The organism is Weissella tructae (genome assembly GCF_000732905.1).
GTDB lineage: Bacteria > Bacillota > Bacilli > Lactobacillales > Lactobacillaceae > Weissella > Weissella tructae.
In genome coordinates this window covers 190,033-207,669 of the sequence record NZ_CP007588.1, presented here as the reverse complement: position 1 = coordinate 207,669, position 17,637 = coordinate 190,033, and the positions used below count along the sequence as shown (strand labels likewise).

The 17,637-nt window shown below is 38.4% G+C and carries 19 protein-coding genes and 1 tRNA gene; 4 read left to right on the top strand and 16 right to left on the bottom strand.

From position 1 onward, the window contains the following. Positions 1-123 precede the first annotated feature (123 nt). From WS08_RS00990 to WS08_RS00980, 3 genes are all read right to left on the bottom strand, one after another. Positions 124-1,467: a glucose-6-phosphate isomerase gene (locus WS08_RS00990; RefSeq protein WP_009495495.1), complete on the bottom strand. Its 1,344-nt coding sequence runs from the start codon at positions 1,465-1,467 to the stop codon at positions 124-126. Positions 1,468-1,614: 147 nt separating this feature from the next. Further along, positions 1,615-2,565 (bottom strand): GRP family sugar transporter, encoded by a 951-nt coding sequence (locus tag WS08_RS00985; protein WP_009495497.1) that lies wholly within the window; start codon positions 2,563-2,565, stop codon positions 1,615-1,617. 120 nt (positions 2,566-2,685) lie between these two features. After that, complete coding sequence (locus tag WS08_RS00980; RefSeq protein WP_009495499.1) at positions 2,686-3,717, bottom strand: mechanosensitive ion channel family protein; 1,032 nt, start codon at positions 3,715-3,717, stop codon at positions 2,686-2,688. A gap of 143 nt (positions 3,718-3,860) precedes the next feature. Here WS08_RS00980 and WS08_RS00975 point away from each other — a divergent pair, with 143 nt between their 5' ends. Beyond that, positions 3,861-4,181, top strand: a complete 321-nt coding sequence (locus tag WS08_RS00975; RefSeq protein ID WP_009495502.1) for a DMT family transporter — start codon at positions 3,861-3,863, stop codon at positions 4,179-4,181. A gap of 70 nt (positions 4,182-4,251) precedes the next feature. Here the strand turns inward: WS08_RS00975 and WS08_RS00970 are convergent, their stop codons facing one another. Genes WS08_RS00970 through rbsK form a run of 3 tightly spaced genes read right to left on the bottom strand, consistent with a single transcriptional unit; the run spans position 4,252 to position 6,542 of the window. After that, positions 4,252-5,160 (bottom strand): GRP family sugar transporter, encoded by a 909-nt coding sequence (locus WS08_RS00970; RefSeq protein ID WP_009495504.1) that lies wholly within the window; start codon positions 5,158-5,160, stop codon positions 4,252-4,254. 16 nt (positions 5,161-5,176) lie between these two features. Continuing rightward, the gene (gene rbsD / locus WS08_RS00965) at positions 5,177-5,599 is read right to left on the bottom strand and encodes a D-ribose pyranase (protein ID WP_009495506.1); all 423 of its coding nucleotides are present in this window, start codon (positions 5,597-5,599) and stop codon (positions 5,177-5,179) included. A gap of 10 nt (positions 5,600-5,609) precedes the next feature. Then, positions 5,610-6,542, bottom strand: coding sequence for a ribokinase (gene rbsK / locus WS08_RS00960; RefSeq protein WP_009495509.1), 933 nt, complete (start codon positions 6,540-6,542; stop codon positions 5,610-5,612). Between the two features lie 269 nt (positions 6,543-6,811). Between rbsK and WS08_RS00955 the strand changes: the two genes are divergently transcribed. Further along, complete coding sequence (locus WS08_RS00955) at positions 6,812-7,357, top strand: NADPH-dependent FMN reductase (protein WP_009495511.1); 546 nt, start codon at positions 6,812-6,814, stop codon at positions 7,355-7,357. Positions 7,358-7,458: 101 nt separating this feature from the next. Here the strand turns inward: WS08_RS00955 and WS08_RS00950 are convergent, their stop codons facing one another. From WS08_RS00950 to WS08_RS00925, 6 genes are all read right to left on the bottom strand, one after another. Beyond that, positions 7,459-7,716 (bottom strand): hypothetical protein, encoded by a 258-nt coding sequence (locus tag WS08_RS00950; RefSeq protein ID WP_009495512.1) that lies wholly within the window; start codon positions 7,714-7,716, stop codon positions 7,459-7,461. Between the two features lie 171 nt (positions 7,717-7,887). Continuing rightward, entirely contained in the window at positions 7,888-8,304 is a 417-nt protein-coding gene (locus tag WS08_RS00945) for a DUF4231 domain-containing protein (protein ID WP_009495514.1), read from the bottom strand. Between the two features lie 18 nt (positions 8,305-8,322). After that, positions 8,323-9,477 (bottom strand): GGDEF domain-containing protein, encoded by a 1,155-nt coding sequence (locus WS08_RS00940; protein ID WP_009495516.1) that lies wholly within the window; start codon positions 9,475-9,477, stop codon positions 8,323-8,325. 87 nt (positions 9,478-9,564) lie between these two features. Further along, entirely contained in the window at positions 9,565-10,002 is a 438-nt protein-coding gene (locus WS08_RS00935) for a flavodoxin domain-containing protein (protein WP_009495517.1), read from the bottom strand. A gap of 272 nt (positions 10,003-10,274) precedes the next feature. Next, positions 10,275-11,387, bottom strand: coding sequence for a GGDEF domain-containing protein (locus tag WS08_RS00930; RefSeq protein ID WP_009495519.1), 1,113 nt, complete (start codon positions 11,385-11,387; stop codon positions 10,275-10,277). A gap of 124 nt (positions 11,388-11,511) precedes the next feature. Beyond that, on the bottom strand, positions 11,512-11,964 hold the full coding sequence (locus WS08_RS00925) for a hypothetical protein (RefSeq protein ID WP_009495522.1): 453 nt from the start codon (positions 11,962-11,964) through the stop codon (positions 11,512-11,514). A gap of 677 nt (positions 11,965-12,641) precedes the next feature. On the opposite strand from WS08_RS00925, the gene WS08_RS00920 reads away from it, so the two are divergent. Together WS08_RS00920 and WS08_RS00915 are read left to right on the top strand one after the other, a co-directional pair. Beyond that, positions 12,642-12,992, top strand: a complete 351-nt coding sequence (locus WS08_RS00920; protein ID WP_009495526.1) for a hypothetical protein — start codon at positions 12,642-12,644, stop codon at positions 12,990-12,992. A 65-nt stretch (positions 12,993-13,057) separates the two neighbouring features. Next, on the top strand, positions 13,058-13,366 hold the full coding sequence (locus WS08_RS00915) for a hypothetical protein (RefSeq protein ID WP_009495528.1): 309 nt from the start codon (positions 13,058-13,060) through the stop codon (positions 13,364-13,366). Positions 13,367-13,546: 180 nt separating this feature from the next. Here the strand turns inward: WS08_RS00915 and WS08_RS00910 are convergent, their stop codons facing one another. The 4 genes from WS08_RS00910 to WS08_RS00890 all read right to left on the bottom strand — a co-directional run bounded on the left by WS08_RS00910 (position 13,547) and on the right by WS08_RS00890 (position 17,631). Continuing rightward, positions 13,547-14,473, bottom strand: a complete 927-nt coding sequence (locus WS08_RS00910) for a P63C domain-containing protein (protein ID WP_009495529.1) — start codon at positions 14,471-14,473, stop codon at positions 13,547-13,549. Between the two features lie 764 nt (positions 14,474-15,237). Further along, on the bottom strand, positions 15,238-15,816 hold the full coding sequence (locus WS08_RS00905) for an integrase (RefSeq protein ID WP_009495532.1): 579 nt from the start codon (positions 15,814-15,816) through the stop codon (positions 15,238-15,240). A 432-nt stretch (positions 15,817-16,248) separates the two neighbouring features. Then, on the bottom strand, positions 16,249-17,484 hold the full coding sequence (locus WS08_RS00895; protein WP_009495536.1) for a hypothetical protein: 1,236 nt from the start codon (positions 17,482-17,484) through the stop codon (positions 16,249-16,251). Positions 17,485-17,557: 73 nt separating this feature from the next. Next, positions 17,558-17,631, bottom strand: a tRNA-OTHER gene (locus tag WS08_RS00890). Between the last annotated feature and the right edge of the window lie 6 nt (positions 17,632-17,637).

Genomic DNA, 17,637 nt, shown 5'->3' with positions numbered 1-17,637 from the left:
TGTTTATTCTTTCTGCATTATGTTACCAGTTTTCGGCAGTAAAAACTACCCAATTAGTCATTATTTTTTTGACAAATAAAAAATGTTTCTACCATACATATAGTAGAAACATTTCATTTAAGATTACAAACGTGCACGCAATTCAGCTGTGATTTCTTCGAAACCAGGCTTTCCTAGCAATGCAAACATGTTCTTCTTGTAGGCTTCAACACCAGGTTGGTCAAATGGGTTAACCCCGTTCAAGTAACCTGAAATTCCAACCGCAATTTCGAAGAAGTAAATCATGTATCCCAAGGCGAATTCGTTTTGTTCGTCAAGTTCAACAACCATGTTAGGCACACCACCATCAACGTGGGCCAACAATGTTCCTTCTGATGCCATACGGTTAACGAATCCCATTGTCTTACCTTCTAGGTATGACAATCCATCATCTGCGTCTGAAGCAGGGATAACAACATCTTCCTTAACTTCAGAAACACGGATCAAAGTTTCGAACAAGTTACGACGTCCATCTTGGATGTATTGTCCAAATGAGTGCAAGTCAGTTGAGAAGTTTCCTGATGCTGGGAAGATTCCCTTACCATCCTTACCTTCTGATTCACCTTGCAATTGCTTCCACCATTCTGCAAATTGTTGCAATGTTGGTTCGTAATTGATCAACAATTCTGTTGTGTATCCCTTACGGTACAAGATGTTACGGTAAGCAGCGTATGCGTAAGCATCGTTTTGCTTAACATCTGGGTTTTGGAAGTCTTCACGCGCTTGAGCGGCACCAGCCATCAAAGCGTCAATATCGTGACCAGCTGCTGCGATTGGCAATAGTCCAACAGCAGTCAATACTGAGAAACGACCACCGATGCTGTCCGGAACAACGAATTCTTCGTATCCTTCTTCATCGGCCATTGTCTTCAACGCACCCTTTTGGGCGTCAGTTGTTGCGTAGATACGCTTACGTGCTTCTTCTTCACCATACTTCTTTTCAAGCAATTCCTTGAATACACGGAATGCAATAGCAGGTTCTGTTGTAGTTCCTGACTTAGAAATAACGTTAATTGAGAAGCTACGGTCACCAATCATACGAACCAATGAGTTCAAGTATTGTGGTGAGATTGAGTTTCCAGCGAAAACAACTTGCGGCACTGTACGGTCAGCATTGTCGTAAGAGTTTTCAAAGTAATCGCTCAAAAAGTCATTCACGGCACGGGCACCAAGGTATGATCCACCAATTCCGATAACAACCAGAACTTCAGAATCTTCCTTGATTTTTTGTGCTGCTTGCTTAATACGAGCAAATTCATCCTTGTCGTAGTTTACAGGCAAGTCAATCCACCCTAGGTAGTCTGAACCTGCGCCAGTTCCATTACGCAATGATTGGTCAGCCACAGTGACCAAAGGTTGAATCAAGTCCAACTCTTCTTCACGAACGAAGGGTGCTAACTTTGTTGCATCAAATTTAAGTGTTGCCATGATGATAATTCTCCTTGAGTTCTTAAAATTGGTATATACCGATTATAGCACGAATATTTTTCAGTGGAAAACGTTTTCGTTATTTTTGTATAAAAAAACTCCCGCCAATTTGGCAGGAGTCTCTCTAAATGCTGATTTAATGCAGTTTTACTTGAACATTCCCAAGTTAGAAATCACAATAGCACCCACAACGATCAAGATTGTTCCGATAACAATCATTCCCATTTGACGCTTTGTCTTCTTTTCACCAAGAATGTAAATTCCACCGAATGTTCCAACAATCACACCAAGTTGTGAGAATGTTGCGGCAGTTGCTTGCCCAACTTCAGGGTTAACAGCTGAGATGAACATGAACAAGTTTCCGATTCCCCAAACAAGTCCAGTAACCATGTTACGCCATGTTCCAATTTCGAACATTGTCTTTCCTTCCTTCATGAAGAAAATAACAACGATGAAGGCACCCAATACTTGTCCAATAGCTTGTGGTCCAACGATACCAGTCATGTAAGCCAATCCTGAACCTGCGATGTCTTCAGTAATGAAGCCAACACTACGCAATAGGTTTGGCACGATGAAGTACATCATGTAACCGATTGTTGATAGAATCAAAGCAATTCCACCACTTGCCCATTGTGTTTCTTGCGCATCATCTGACTTTGTGTCTGGGTCTGGCAAGGCAGTCAATACGGCTCCACCAGCAATCGCAACAATCGCGATCAATCCAAACAACCACATCTTAGGTGAAGTCCATTCACCCAACAATGAAGCAGCAAGCAAAGCGTTCATCACGATTTGACCAGCTGTTGAAAGTGGGTTACCAACAGACACACCCAACTTCTTAAAGGCAACGAATTGACCAGCTGTACCCACAGCCCAGGCCATTCCAGAAATAAATCCAACAGTCCAGATGCGAGGGTTCATCGCAAATTCAAGACCGTATGTTGGTAGAACAAATCCGAAGAATGTTGCAAGAGCAAATAGCAATGCTCCAAAAGTCATCCCCAATGTTCCTTGGGCGGCAGTTCCACCCATCTTAGTTGTAACAATTCCAATTGATCCCCAAGCCAAAGCCGGAATCAGCGCAATCAAAATTGACATATGTGTATTCTCCTCTTTCCTTTAAGCAGACTAGGCATCTACTCGTTTGTTTCAATGCTAAAAATCATAACATAGCGAAAACGTTTACACAAGCAAAAAGAAAACGATTGCAAAAACAATTTAAGCAAAGTGCAATCCTTGCGTCTCAACAAGGTTCAAAATTGCAATATTTAAATCATTTTTTGTCTTACCAACGTTATTAGCACCTATTTCTGACAAAGGCCCATTAACTGAAATCTTAATTCCCTCTGATGTAATCTCAGAAACACTCACATCATATTCCATATGCTTAGCCATAAAGCGGTCATCTTCACGCAAGAAAGATAAAATTGACGTGAACAATTTATCAATTTGAGGCTTAGTTGTGTCGTTTTTCAATAAGAAATGTAATGTAACATGCGGCACGTCAACACGCGACAAGTTTTCAATCGGCTCATTAGACAATGTTGCATTCGGCACAACTTGTAAATCACCGTTTGGTGTTCGCAAACGCGTTGATCGGAATGTAATATCTTCAACAACACCTAGAACAGATGGTGATTGAATTTTATCGCCAATGGTAAACGGCTTTTCAGTGATAATAACAACCCCACCTAACAAGTTACGAATTTGATCTTGTGCGGCCATCGATACAGCTAGACCAGCTAGACCAACTCCTGTAAATAACGCCCCAACATTAATACCCCAAATCGCAAAAACAACGAAGAAATCAATAATCACAACTGTGGCTTGTAGAATATGCGTCATAAAAGGTGATACCAATTCATCAATATCAACATCTAAATGGTTTCCCACCTTGTTGACTGCACCAAATAGCGCTGGCACCACACGATAAAATGTCACACCAATCAAAATCGCTAGAATCGTAATAGCAAGCTTACCAATAATCACCATAACGCCCTTTGGCAATTGCAATGTATAGGCTGCTATCCAAAAACTCGTCAAATAGATCAACCATGATGTCGGTACAATTAAAGCCGTCAGAAGTTTAGCCACCATGCGCTTCTCATCTAGACGGTTCAAAACTGCGCGATACACCCAACGAACAACATACTTCCCTAAAAACCACCCACCAATAATGATGCTAATGGCTTCAATACCACTCACAAACATCATGTTCTCTTCAATCCAATTCATTACCACATTTTGCATGCATTTGACCTTCCAAATTTATTATTCTTACTATTATACCTTATTCAAGCAACAACGCACTTGCCCTCTGTTCCTTAGTGTGCTTAAATTGGTCATACTTACGCCATTGCCGTAAGATATTTAAGCTATGGGAGGCAATTAACATGGCATGGATTTATTTAACATTCGCAGGGGTATTTGAAGTTGTTTGGGCTACCACATTAAAACTAAGTGATGGCTTTTCAAAATTGAACTATACCGCTTTGACAATCGTTGGGATGGGATTGAGTTTTTGGTTGCTATCTCAAGCAACAAAAACACTCCCTTTAAGTACCGCTTATCCAATTTGGACAGGAATCGGCGCTGTTGGAGCTGTTATCGTTGGATATATTTACTTCGGTGATAACATTGCCCCAATGACTTGGCTTTTCATTGGATTACTACTAATTAGTATCCTTGGTATTAAAATGACCAGTGGGCATTAATCAATAGAAAAAGGACATGCACATGTGCATGTCCTTTTTTCTTACTATAATAAATAGTATTATTTGAAATTTATAGGAACGCTGTAATTGAGGCACCTACCACAATCATAAGCAATCCAGCACCAATAACTAGCCATTCCTTCTTTGTCTTGTAAACGCCCATTACCAAAATTCCTGAAACAGTCGCGAATACAATTGATACTTGTGACAACACGAATCCAGTTGCTAATCCAAGCATAGCTGGTTGTGCAGACACTAGGTATCCCAAAGCTGCCATAGCGAAGAACAATCCTGAGATTAGTTGCAAGTATGTTTGCTTCTTTGCAAAGATATTGTCGTTGTTCTTCATTGTCTCAAACAATCCTAATGCTAGTCCAAACAACGCCATACCAATTGCTTGTGGCAAGAACAAGTGTAGCCCATCGGTATTTTGTGTATATTGTGGCAAAATTCCGTACAATGAGTATCCAACTTGCGCAATCAATAGAACACCCATTGCCTTCAATAGCAATCCCTTGTTCCCTTGCGTCTTATGTTGTTGGTATGTGGTTAGATAAGCCCCAATAAGCACCGCGATAACCGCAACTGCACCGATTGCACGTGATGTTGTTGATGGCCAGTTACCTAGCATAATCACACCCCAAAGCACATTGGCTGTAATTTGAAAGGCCGTTGAAATCGGCATCGCTTTCGCTGAACCTAGTTCATTCCCTTCATCATCACGTAAACGGAATGCTTGAATCGTCAACACATTACCGAATGCCCATGCCGCCCCAGACACAAGCGCTAGCCAAAAGTTAGCTCCAGTTGGCATTGCTAGTCCACAGCTTAATGCCAAGACAATCGCAACCAACAATGTTCCCCAAGTAGCCCCAAAGATTGCTTGAATTGGTGATCCACCAATCTTAGAAACTAACGTGGGGTAAGCCCCCCAACCGATAATCGCTAATCCCGCAAATAGTAATCCCACTATGTTCATTATCTATCTCCAATATTTATTTAACGGCTTCTCCAAGGAAGTCAACGTTTGATTCCAACACAATGTTTGAGTACGGTGTTACTTCACCTGTACGTACAGTCGCAATATTGTTTTCATCACGGCTCATTGCCTTCAAATCGTCATGGTTAACCCAAGCGATGACAACATCGTCATCCAACAAGGCTTCAATCGCTGCTAATTGTTCTGGGTTTTCAGTCTTAATTTCTTCCGCAAGGTAAACCTTTTGGACCTTCATTTCAGATAGTGTTGCTGCCAAAACATCAATGAAGCTTGGCAATCCACGAATAACAGATAGGTCAATCTTGCGACCATCATTCAAAATAGGCAATCCGGCGTCACCAATTGTTAGCCATTGTGTGTGCCCAATTTCTGAAATAGCATTTGATAATTCTGTGTTTAATAGATTTGTCTTACGCATGTTGTTCTCCTTAGTTGTTTGCTAGCTTTTCAAGTACTTCAGCTTCAGTTGGAATACTTGGTTGTGCACCTGGACGTGACACAGTGATTGATGACGCAGCTGATCCAAAGCGCATTGCTTCAGCCAAGTTGCCTAGATCTGTATCCAAACGTGATGCCACCGCCCCAATGAATGTGTCTCCTGCAGCAGTTGTATCTACTGCAGCAACCTTAAAGGCTGGCACGATTCCTTGCGCTCCGTTATCACGCATGTAGAATGATCCCGCTGATCCGATTGTAATGATCACAGTATCAATACCACGTTCGAAGTAATAAGCAGCGTTGTGAATCATTGAGTGTTCATCAGTCACTTCAATACCAGTCAACAAGAATGTTTCATGTTCATTTGGCACGATGATATCTGTTAAGTTCAACAATTCAGCAGGCAGTCCACCTACTTCTGGCATTGGTGCAGGGTTCAAAATTGTCTTAACCCCTTTTTCACGTGCGATCTTGAAGGCTTCAATAACTGTTTCCATTGGTGTTTCTAATTGTGCAATCAAGAAATCTGATTCTGCAATAGCATCAGCATGATCATGCAATTCGTCTGGCTTAATGTCAGCGTTAGCGCCACCGTAAATGTAGATAATGTTATCTCCAGTTTCTGAAGATACAGTAATATATGCTTGTCCAGTTTCTGCTGTTTCTGAACGCATTACATGTTCTGTTTCCAAGTTTTCAACATTCATGTTCTTTGAAACGTCGAATTCTTGGCCAACTTTTGTAATCATGTGTGTCTTTGCACCAGAACGTGCAGCTGCAACACCTTGATTCAATCCCTTACCACCCATTGCTTCAACCATAGGATTTGGCGTGTGTAATGTTTCACCGCTATTCCCAAAGCGTACAACTGGAACTACCTTATCAATGTTCGTTGATCCAAAAACTGAAACTGTCTTTGCCATTATTAGACTCCTCATTTGTCCTTACTGTGAATATACTACAAAATGGTTAAACGTTTAACTAACTTACAAGACATAGTCTATCACTAATTTTTTAAATTGCAAACGCTTTCCTTTTTATATTTTTTCACTTTTTTTAATTTAACAGCACTTACAGCTATAAAAAGTTTTTTATTTTTTTGTTTTCAGGGGTTGAATTCTATCGTCCGTTCCAATATACTTACTTTTAGTAATTAAAACAAAAAAACAAATAGAGATAAGAGGATATTATTATGACTAAATATGGCGTACTTGTAGGTTCACTACGTAAGGGTTCATTTTCAGAAGGTGTAGCACGTGCTTTGGTTGCAGGATTGCCTGCTGATGCTGAAGTTACTTTCCTACCTATCCGTGATCTACCACTTTACGACCAAGACTACGACATGGACTCACCTAAGAGCTATGTTGAATTCCGTGAAACAGTTGCTGCACAAGATGCATTCATCATCGCAACACCTGAACACAACCGTAATGTTCCTGCTGCATTGAAGAATGCTTTGGACATTGCTTCACGTCCTTGGGGAGAAAATGTTTGGGCTGGTAAGCCAGTATTGCCTGCTTCACAATCAATCGCCGGTCTTGGTGGTGCACTTGCAAACCACTCATTGAAGCAAACACTTGGTTTCTTGGACATGAACATCATGCAACAACCTGAACTATACATCGGAAACACACCTGAACTAGCTAACGAAAACGGTGAAATCACAAACGAAGGAACTGCATCATTCCTTGCCGGTGTTGCTGCAGACTTTGATGCCTTTGTTCAAAAGAACAAGTAATTCACGCATTAATGACCACCTCACGTCATTAATCGGGATATCAATTCTATATTTAAAATAAAAAAGCGTAACCATAACGGTTACGCTTTTTTTATATACTATTACGCAGCTTGACGAACTTTAAAGAAACATTCGTATTCAAACACTGCTAGAAGTGCTGCTGACAAAACTGCGCCCATTGGCCCAGCTGCCATGTAGAAACCAAACACTGCAGTAACGCCAATAGCGCTAACTGTTGCGATCAATGACCACTTTTGCACTGCGTTAAGTGATTGCATGTTACCTTTGAAGCTAATGCTCATAACACCTGCCCCGATAAATGCCACTAATCCAATAAAAATATGTAGAAACATTGCCATATCTTCATCCCCCTTTTTTTTCATATGAAACGCATTCACTATATCACATAGTTCAATCAATCACAAAAAATGACACGGTGTCATTTTTCAATTCTGTCCATATATGCAAAAATTAAAAACAGATATTAATATATATACATAAGAGAATATATATTAATATCTGTTCTGTTGTTAATTATTATCTGCTTCTAAGTGTTGAATAAATTCTTCTGCATTATCAGAAATCTTAGTCACAAAGTGGTGCATATTCTCTTCATCCGTACCTGTATACGGTGCAGTACGTGTCATTAGCAATAATTGTTCTTTCTTTAATTCGGCCACCACAACACCCAAACGTTGAATCTTATCAGATAGGCTGAATGTTGATTTAAACGTTTGTAGTAATGTAATCAGCGCTGAAAAGATGGAAACAACCAGCAACAGATGTACTTGGCTTTCAGCCATACTAATTAAAATCGGAATACTTGATGACAAAACAATACTCAACATTGAAATCCAAGAATTCAGATGCACGTAAAATTTGTAGCGCTTTTCTACTTGCTTAATCCCTGTCTCAAACTTATTAAACATTTCTGCAGTATTTGTCATTGTTCATTCTCCCAATTTCTATTTTATTGTTATAATACCCGTTTTGTAACGATCACAATCAGCACATGAAATAGCCTTATCATCTAGAATAATCTGTTGTCCACCAGCACGCTTCGCTTGATATAACAGATTATCTGCATGCTTAAATGTTTCATCATGATCAAATTCATTCCATACATTACTAGATACACCCGCCGAGAAGCTAACGCCCATTTCGTGCGTGTCTCGTGTGTATTGGCTTAATTCTTCATTCAATTCATTAAACAAATGTGCAATTTGCGCAGCTAAACGGCAAATATTACCACGATTTTTAATCACACAGATTAATTCTTCTCCACCAAAACGATAGACTTTAAAATCACTTTCCGGAAAATTCATCCCCAACAGTTCATTGGTTTTATCCCCAACAGCCTTCAGAACATGATTCCCCACATCATGCCCTAATGTATCGTTTAATTCTTTAAATTTATCCAAATCCATAATCAACAAGAGATATTCATCATGATCAACAGTTGTATTCACGGTATCCAAATCGTCCTTGAATGCTCGTAAATTAAATAATCCGGTTAATGGATCAATGTTCAATTCAGCTAGATACGCCTCTTCATCCGAAATCAAATGCTTGTTTAAGTACAACATAAACGACACAACGGCAATGTAACTTGCTATTGTGAGCACTGCAATCCCTAACGAAAATGTAGGCCCAATTAAGCCTAATTCATCTTCCAGCAAGGCTAATACAATCGCTGCAACATAATATGTCCAAGCATGATTTCCCCATTGTCTAAACAGCATCATCACCGCAGCCAATGTTAACCAGCTAATTTCAAATGACATCATCAAATTATGAATCTCATTTGGATAGACTAAATACAAAAACGCCAATGTAATCACTGGTTTTACCAATGAAACCACGACCGCAACGATAAAATCATCAAAGATGATTGCCACTAATGCAGGCACATATGTCAGCATCACAATACCTAATGTTGCGTGTGTCAAAGACACAATCACATATGTAAAACCAAAATATAGTGGATACATTAACCACAGTCGTGTTTTCTCTGGAATCTTTTGACTCAATTTAGTTGTAAAGACTAGTGAAAAAATAGTACTCAGAATCAAAAAGATCACTAGTCCAAAACTAAAAATCTCGTCTATTAAATCTAACACCGCACGCCCCCCAAAGCTCTAATTCTATTCCTGATTTTAGAATCAGTATAACATACCCCTATATGTTATTTATCTAAAATATATATGTTACTTTGTCATGCCATCTAAAGCAGATTGTACTGTCGCACGTGTGTCAGCCCATGGATACATATCTAGTTTCAAACTTGGTGCGGCCATTTCACCCTTACCAGCACAGCGTTCTGTAAAGATATCCACTGATTTAGCAAAACTACTTCCACCATATGTGCTGTCCCCAGTCCCCACAACCCAAGTCTTCACACCTTCTAGCGTTACATCTTCCAGATCATCATAAAAATCCAATGCTTCCAATGGAATTTCACCATAATTAAATGTATATGGTACCAAGATCAACAAATCCGTATTTTCTTTATTCACTGAGAAAATATCGACATTGTTCATTTCATCTAACGTCACAGTATTGTCTGTACGTAAGTACTCCGCCATTTCTTCCGCTAATACCCGATTCGTTCCCATCACGGAAACGTAATAAATTTTAATCTGCATGCTTAAACTCATCCCCTATTTATGAAAATAATACTTCGTTATGTCTTGGTGTTATTTAATAACCAAGATACTATATCCACCTACTCGGATAGATATTCGTATATGTATGAATTACGATTGATTTCCATAGTAGCATATCAAAAAACTGATTTCATGTCTGTTTTTCTAAAAATAAATATGAATCTTGAACTTTTTAGCATTTTAAATCTGTTCAATTTTTTAAATTTTTCACATTAACAATATTCATTTTAAAACAAAAAAAATAGACGCACTTATGCGTCTACTTCACCGTCTATAGCAATTATTCCCGGTGTATTATTTTTCATTTCATACAACAAGACATCCGCACGACGGAATGCAGAATAACGTGGTTCTGTAATCAATCGACTGGTAATTCCTCCAGAAAACGCGACTGGCGTATCAAATTGCTCAGTTGTTTTTTCTGTCAGGACACCATTGGCTGTTGTTAATACGTCTTGGAACTTTAGCATTCCTGCAGAGATATTATCTTCTAATAACACCACTACGATAAATTCTTCTCCACCAAAACGATATACCTTATACTCACCTGTTTGATACTGCGTTTTTAGCGTCGCTAATAATGTATCCGCCGTTAATTGAATAATTTCGTTTCCAGCAGTATGCCCCAAAGTATCATTTAATCGCTTAAACTTATCAATGTCCATGACACCTAATGCATAGCCACTAAACTTTTCTTCATCAACCTTATCTTCATTGAACGCTTTTAGATTGTATACGTTCGTTAATGGATCGCGTAATAATTCATCCGTCATTTTGTTCTCATAACGTACTAAGCGATCTTTTAACATCAATGCAAACCAGACAATCGCCACATAACTCAAAACGTTAACTATCTGCTCGGAATACATTGCCGATACATCTCGTGGATAAAATGCGGACTGCAAGTTTTCTAGCGCACCAAAACCAATGGCAATTGCAATGTAAAATATTCTTGATTTACCAAATTTCTGAAATAAAACAATTAACAGAATCAAGGCAATCCAACTAATCAGTACAGACATCCAAATATTTGGAATCTCTTCCCAACCATAGGCTGTTTTCAAATATAAAACATTTTCCAACGGCTTCATGAAAGCTACCAAACTAGCGGTCCGCCAATCAGAAAAGATTGTCGCAATCAATGCTGGAATATACGCCATCATAACTAATCCGAATGCGTTACCTGTCAATGAGGCAATCAAATATGTATACCCTATGTAAAGAGGAAGCATCAAACGACTTCGGAATCGTTCTGATACAATTTCATCATCTAAGGTAGTAACAAAAACTAGTGTAAACACTGTACTCATTACAAACAGCATGAATATACAGTAAATTATAAATTCTTCAACGGCACCCGCCATATGTTTCCCCTACCCTGTAATTAGTATGTCAATAATATCTATATTACCAAATTTTTTGGCTAAACATACGCTATTTACGCATAAAATTTAGTTTTTTTGAAGAAACATACAATTTTTAAAGCGTTTAACTTGCATTTGACGATTTTTTCTGTACACGTTTGCGAATATCGCGTGCACGTTGCCACTTTAACAAGTGTGATGTAATCGACAATGCCATGGCTAAAAGAATAGTTGCTAGCGTCAATGTCAAAAATCCTTTTGGTACTTCTCCACCTGCAAATTGGACAACTAACGTCGTGACACTGGTGAAAGTTGTAATTAAGTTCAAAACCGCAGACGCACCATCATATGTGCCCTTAATTTCAAAATATCGATGATTAAAAAACAACGCCACAACACTTATCGTAATAAAGAACACGAATAGTGAAAAGAACAACAGAATAAAAGCTGCCGTATCTTGTTTCGCAACGGTCAAAATATCATCATCTAACGTTAACGCCGTTACGAATTCTAATAACACAAACAAACTATAAGCCAGAATTGGCCAAATTATAATAGACATCACCTTTTTAAACATTACTTCACTCCATTCATAATACGATTACTTTCAGTTACAACTTTTTCACTTCATATATCTTTAAAACTAATCTCAGAAAATTGTATCATATCTGTCACTGTACACTTGGGAAGCAATTAAAATAATGCCCCCTATATATACCAAGCACAAATAAATATAAAAAAAGAGTCATCAACCTAAAGGTAAATAACTCTTTTGCATTCAAATGGAGCCGAAGGAGGGAGTGAACCCTAGACCACAAAAATGCCTTTATATGGGGGTTCTACTACCTTGATTATTAAACGAGTCTGGGAGTTTTCTCAACTACCCATAATCTCACTAAATTTATTTGCAACTTTTTGCCGTGCTTTTGGTGTCACTTCTGCATAAATATTGGCTGTTGTCATTATATCGGCATGCCCTAGCCTATCAGTAACTTGTTTCATTTAAACCCCGTTACTGATCAACAAACTAGCATGCGTATGACGTAAGCCATGGATATTTAGGTGCGGTAGTGGTGTCTCATGGTTATCGTTGTACCAGTCCCTAAACTTATACAGTGCATTCGCTAGGCTAGTGCGTTTCATATCTACTATGAATGTATCTGCTGTCACTGGTACGCCCTTAACAATGACTTTAACACGTCATCTAGTGATGATGACAATCGTACCAAATTTATTGAACAACTGGACGCCGACTTGAAAGCATTGTTTGGGAATGCTGACACCTACACTCGTGAAGAGCTAACAACCGCAAGCGACACGTTTGGAGTGAAGGTAAATGAATTTATTCAAGCGTATGGGGATGATTACCGTGACGAACTAACAGAGCTTAACGACCGTCTGATTATGCTAGAAACTGCTATTGATAATCCTAACAAGCTTGGTGTAGTTCGTTTTGACTCAATCAAGCGCCCTGCTACTCTAGATGATTATGTTGCATTGGTACAAGAACAAATTTACAACTTGCATATCTCACGGAATATTTGGATGTTTAAGCGCTTTGGAATATGTTGGGTATATTTATCGTTTCAAGCCAATACACGCTAAACTATCCGACAAAAAAAGCACCCTGCCGTTATTGGTAGAGTGCTCACGACATGGAGAACAGAAACATGCCTACAAAGATTATTAATTTACACCCTGCCATGGTAGCCAAACTAGCAGGTAAAACAGTACCTACTATTCGCTCATGGGGACAACAAGTTTTATTACATTCAACAATTATCAACGGAAGCAAGATATTTGATTTAGAGGAACTTGTCCCTCTAATTAGACCACGGAACTCGCATAGCGGTAACAGTTATTTAATTGCTGACATCCCCGACTATAACAATTTTATTAGCCAAATAGCCAAAGACGTAGCTCAGGAGCTTGTAAGTAATGGAACACTCACAACGGTTTCAAGACGAGTACAAGACTAATGCACTAGTTATTTTGAAAAGTGACATGCTTTATTTCAAGAAATATACGGCTCTTGTGACATTAGATAGCCTACTAACTACCCTTTATTATCCACCTCCAATTAAGTAAAATTCTACAAAAAGAGTAATCAACTTAATAGCTACCCTTGTTACTAGATGGTCGTTGTTGCAGTTCTTTTATTAGTTCAATTCTTCGAACAGCAGTGATGCTCCATTTTTAATGTCGTCTTGAATCTCTTTTCTTTCCAATTCCTTAGCAAACATTCGTTGGAAGTTAACTTTAAACTCTTCCTTGTCCGCAGACATTCGCATTACGATAATAAGCTGAGATAAATGGGTGTCTAATTGTGGCAGTCCGACTTTTTCCGTCAAATGTTGAAAATGCTTATGCCCACGATACATAACACCACGCGCGCTCTCTTTGGTTGGATTTTTCTTTTTTATTTCTTCCATCACCACTTCTGGGAATACTCCATAAACATATTTATTCGTAAATTCGCCAATCCATTGTGGACGTTTCACGTTAGCAGGATCAAATTGGTCAGAAATTCCGTATAGTCTGTAGATTTGTTCATAGTATTCTTTAGGGAATCTTGCTTGCCATTTCATCAAATCATCTGAAATATATCCTTGCAAAAGAGTTTGCAGAGCTTGGCTTTCTCGATCATTTTGGAATCCAGTTGCTTCGTCAATCAGAGCCGTGATACCTAATTTAGCCAAGGCGCGCACGATAATTAACGCTCTCTCGTAAACTTGCTCTTGGGGTTTCGTCAGCGCTCCCCTATTCTTCGCTTCAATGTACAAATCCGCAACTCCAGGGATAATAGTAGCGTCATAGGCTTCGGCTATACGACCATTCTTGGCTTTGTAAGCCACTGGAATCATTTTAGTTCTCAACTCATCATCAATATATGGCACGATATTTCGCGCCCCGATAAACGCTGGGTATCCTTCTACACGTACATCCCCACGTCGAGACTTACCAACAGCCTTGAATACATCACTAGCAGAGATAAGTCTCTTCCCACTTTTCGTCACAAGAGAATATAATTCTATGTCCCCAATCTCTATGTAACCCGTATGTGTTATTTCTTCAACGTTCGTCATAATTACCTCCGGCCCTATTTGCGTACTTGTTTTATATACACATAATAGCACGTTAAAATAAATACGCAAATAATGCCAACAAGAAGTATAGCAAACTTGCAACCATTGTTAAGTAATTTGAAATAAAAAAACCGTCATCTATCAAAGACAACGGCAAAGAATGGGCAGACGTATTTAGTTTTAGTTTCGTAAACGAGTCTGGATTGAGTCTGAAATTGCTTTCACTCAAACCGTTGCTACGACTCGTTTTCTTTCACTTGTTTTTATCTATTTACACCCGTACAATGGAGCCGAGAGGGGGTGAACCCTTGTGCCCACAAACGCCTTTATATAGGCATTCCCACTACTTCAATATAAAAAAGTGTCTGGGACAGGTTTTAGCTCCCCATAATTCTACTGAATTTATCTGCCACTTCTTGCTTGGCTTTTGGCGTTACTTCTGCGTAAATCTTTGCTGTCGTCATCATATCAGCATGTCCTAATCTATCAGAAACTTGTTTCATCTCACTCCGTTACTGATCAACAAACTAGCATGCGTATGACGTAAGCCGTGTAAATTAAGATGTGGTAATTCAACTTCGTGAGTATTGCTATACCACTCTCTAAACTTATATAGCACATTAGCTAGGCTTGTACGCTTCATATTCACTACAAAAGTATCTCCTGTCACAGGTAAGCCTTTCAACATCGACTGTTCTACCTGTGTTTTTCTCCATCTCTTTAAAACTTCTAATGTGCGTACATCTAGCTCTAATGTTCTCTTGTCATCCCTGTTCAAAGCGCTGGGCTTGTTGCTCATCGTAGAATCTAACCTCTCGCTTTGTTGCCTTTTTAGGCTTAACCATTTGGATTGTATCTAGTGGGTTACGGTCACAGTTAATATGCTCGCTATTCACTGCGTACTTAAACACCTTACTAGCATAAGATAATAATTTTCTACTACTAGACATAGATACCAAGAACTTATTAACCCGCTCTTGTACATCCTTGTTAGTCATTCTCTCGAAGTACATACCACCAAATAACTCGGGTTTTAGAAAATGTAACGCAAAGGCTTTTTCAGTCTTATCAACCGTAGCCTTGGTGTAACCTTGTTGCTTATATATCTCAAACCATTCTTCATACGCCATATCAAAGGTGTAATGTTCTTTTGGCTTCTGACGTTCCCACTTAGGGACTAGTTCGCCATTATCTACTTGTAAAGCTAGTTGGGCTTCTACTAATCTTGCTTCTTTCATACTGCCTGCCGTAGCGGTTTTATAAGATTGCTTCTGTGTAATTGGATCAGTACCAATGAATACACGCACCTTATACTTACCGTTTGGCTTCTCTGTAATACTCATTTACTCACTCCATACTAATAGAGCGCTCGTCAAAGCTGTATTAGGAGTAAATAGATTCAGCTTTTAACGTCATCAGTAATTTGGACGTACTCATTTTTGATACTAGACTAACTTGCATACGTACACTTTTTTATTTTTTTGAATATTAAATCATGGATACAAAAAGATTTCTTTTGGCACTTACATTTGCTATCATAATAGTGTATATATCATAGTTAAAAAAGGAGGGGATGTAGATGATTTTTAGTGTCATAAGTACTCTAGCAATCAATCTAATCCTAATCATAATATTATTTTATCTAATTCTGTACACACTTTTCGAATTGAAATTCATCAAAAATGAATGGATTATTATAATATTTAGCGCATTATCAGCCACTTTCATTGTTTTAAATTTATCAATTCAGTTTATTAGTAATAATCAAATTTGAATTACTTATCCGACGTAGTTGAGGCTTTTGCTTCTTCTACGTCTTTTTTCTGATCTAGTTGTTTTTGTAACAATCGCAATGTTTCTTTAGGATACTTCAGTCCAAGGTCTTCAATATCCGCTCCTAGTGCAATAGCCTTCTCAATAATTTGCTCAGAATTATTAAGTACGTCCAATGTTTGTTTATTTTCTGTTTCTGTATTTTGTAGTTCCGCAGCTTTCGTTTCTGCAGAAACTTTATCATTCGCTGTTTGCTGAGTTAAGACCCCTGGAACTTTAAAAGACATGTTTCCAACCTCTAGCTCTCCACCGTATGTTAATGCAGAAACACCTCCAGCAAAAGTTAGGGCAATAAGCACCGTTGCCGCAGCCTTTTTAGATGGGATAATCGTTTCGATTGGTCCAGGAGATTGCACATTAGATTTCATTGATACGATATCTTCTGGACAGACTAATTCAACCATTCCTGGGATATTATACGCAAAAGCTCCCATCGACTTCATATTAACAGCGCCAGGTTCTGTGACATGAAATGTCAAATGAACACTGTCATCTAATATATAAATGTCGAACACAGCTCTATTAATAACACTCTGATACTCTGTAATATTTGAAATTGTTCTATGCGTATATATCATCTTATAGAACGAAGAATCTGCATCATCTCGATTAAATTCTCCAAGCCATTGAACTTTATGTCGTTTTATAAAATCAGAATGAACAAAACTTGGATTATCATCTTTATGCGCAACCGATTCGGAATCTTCTATTGCTCCACTAATAACTTTTCCAAGAGAAAATTTCTTAGATCCTGTATTTGGAATTAATACAAAATCTCCAATAGCAATTTTATTTACGAATGTATGTAGTTGGTTTGCCGCTGCAGTATACGAACGTTCTGAATTCAGCAAAGCTCCTTCATCAATTTCTTCAGGAGATAGTAACTCTTCTAGCTCATTGGCTTCAGCAAGTTTTAATTTTTCTTTATCAATTTGCTTCAGTCTTTCTTTTAACGTAGGAACATCGCTATTCTGTATTGTATCAACATTCAACTCATTCCAACCAATCCCTACATATCCGTTGGTTTTAAAATCTGTATATAATGCTCCTCCTTCCGTACGCACTAACCAATAATCATTTGATGATGAAATTTCAGTAATTGAATCAAAAAAAGATTCCGTATCAATAGAATTCATTAATAACGCTGCAGATTTGATGTCGCTAGTTGTAAGTGTCATGTGAGTTCCTTTCAAAGTTATAATAATATTATAGAATTTTTGTCCACATATATAATTGTCCATACACAGACAATAAATCATGTCGGACTTGAACCGACACCCGATAAGTAATGACCTATCTGCTCTAACCAATTAAGCTAATGATTCCTATGC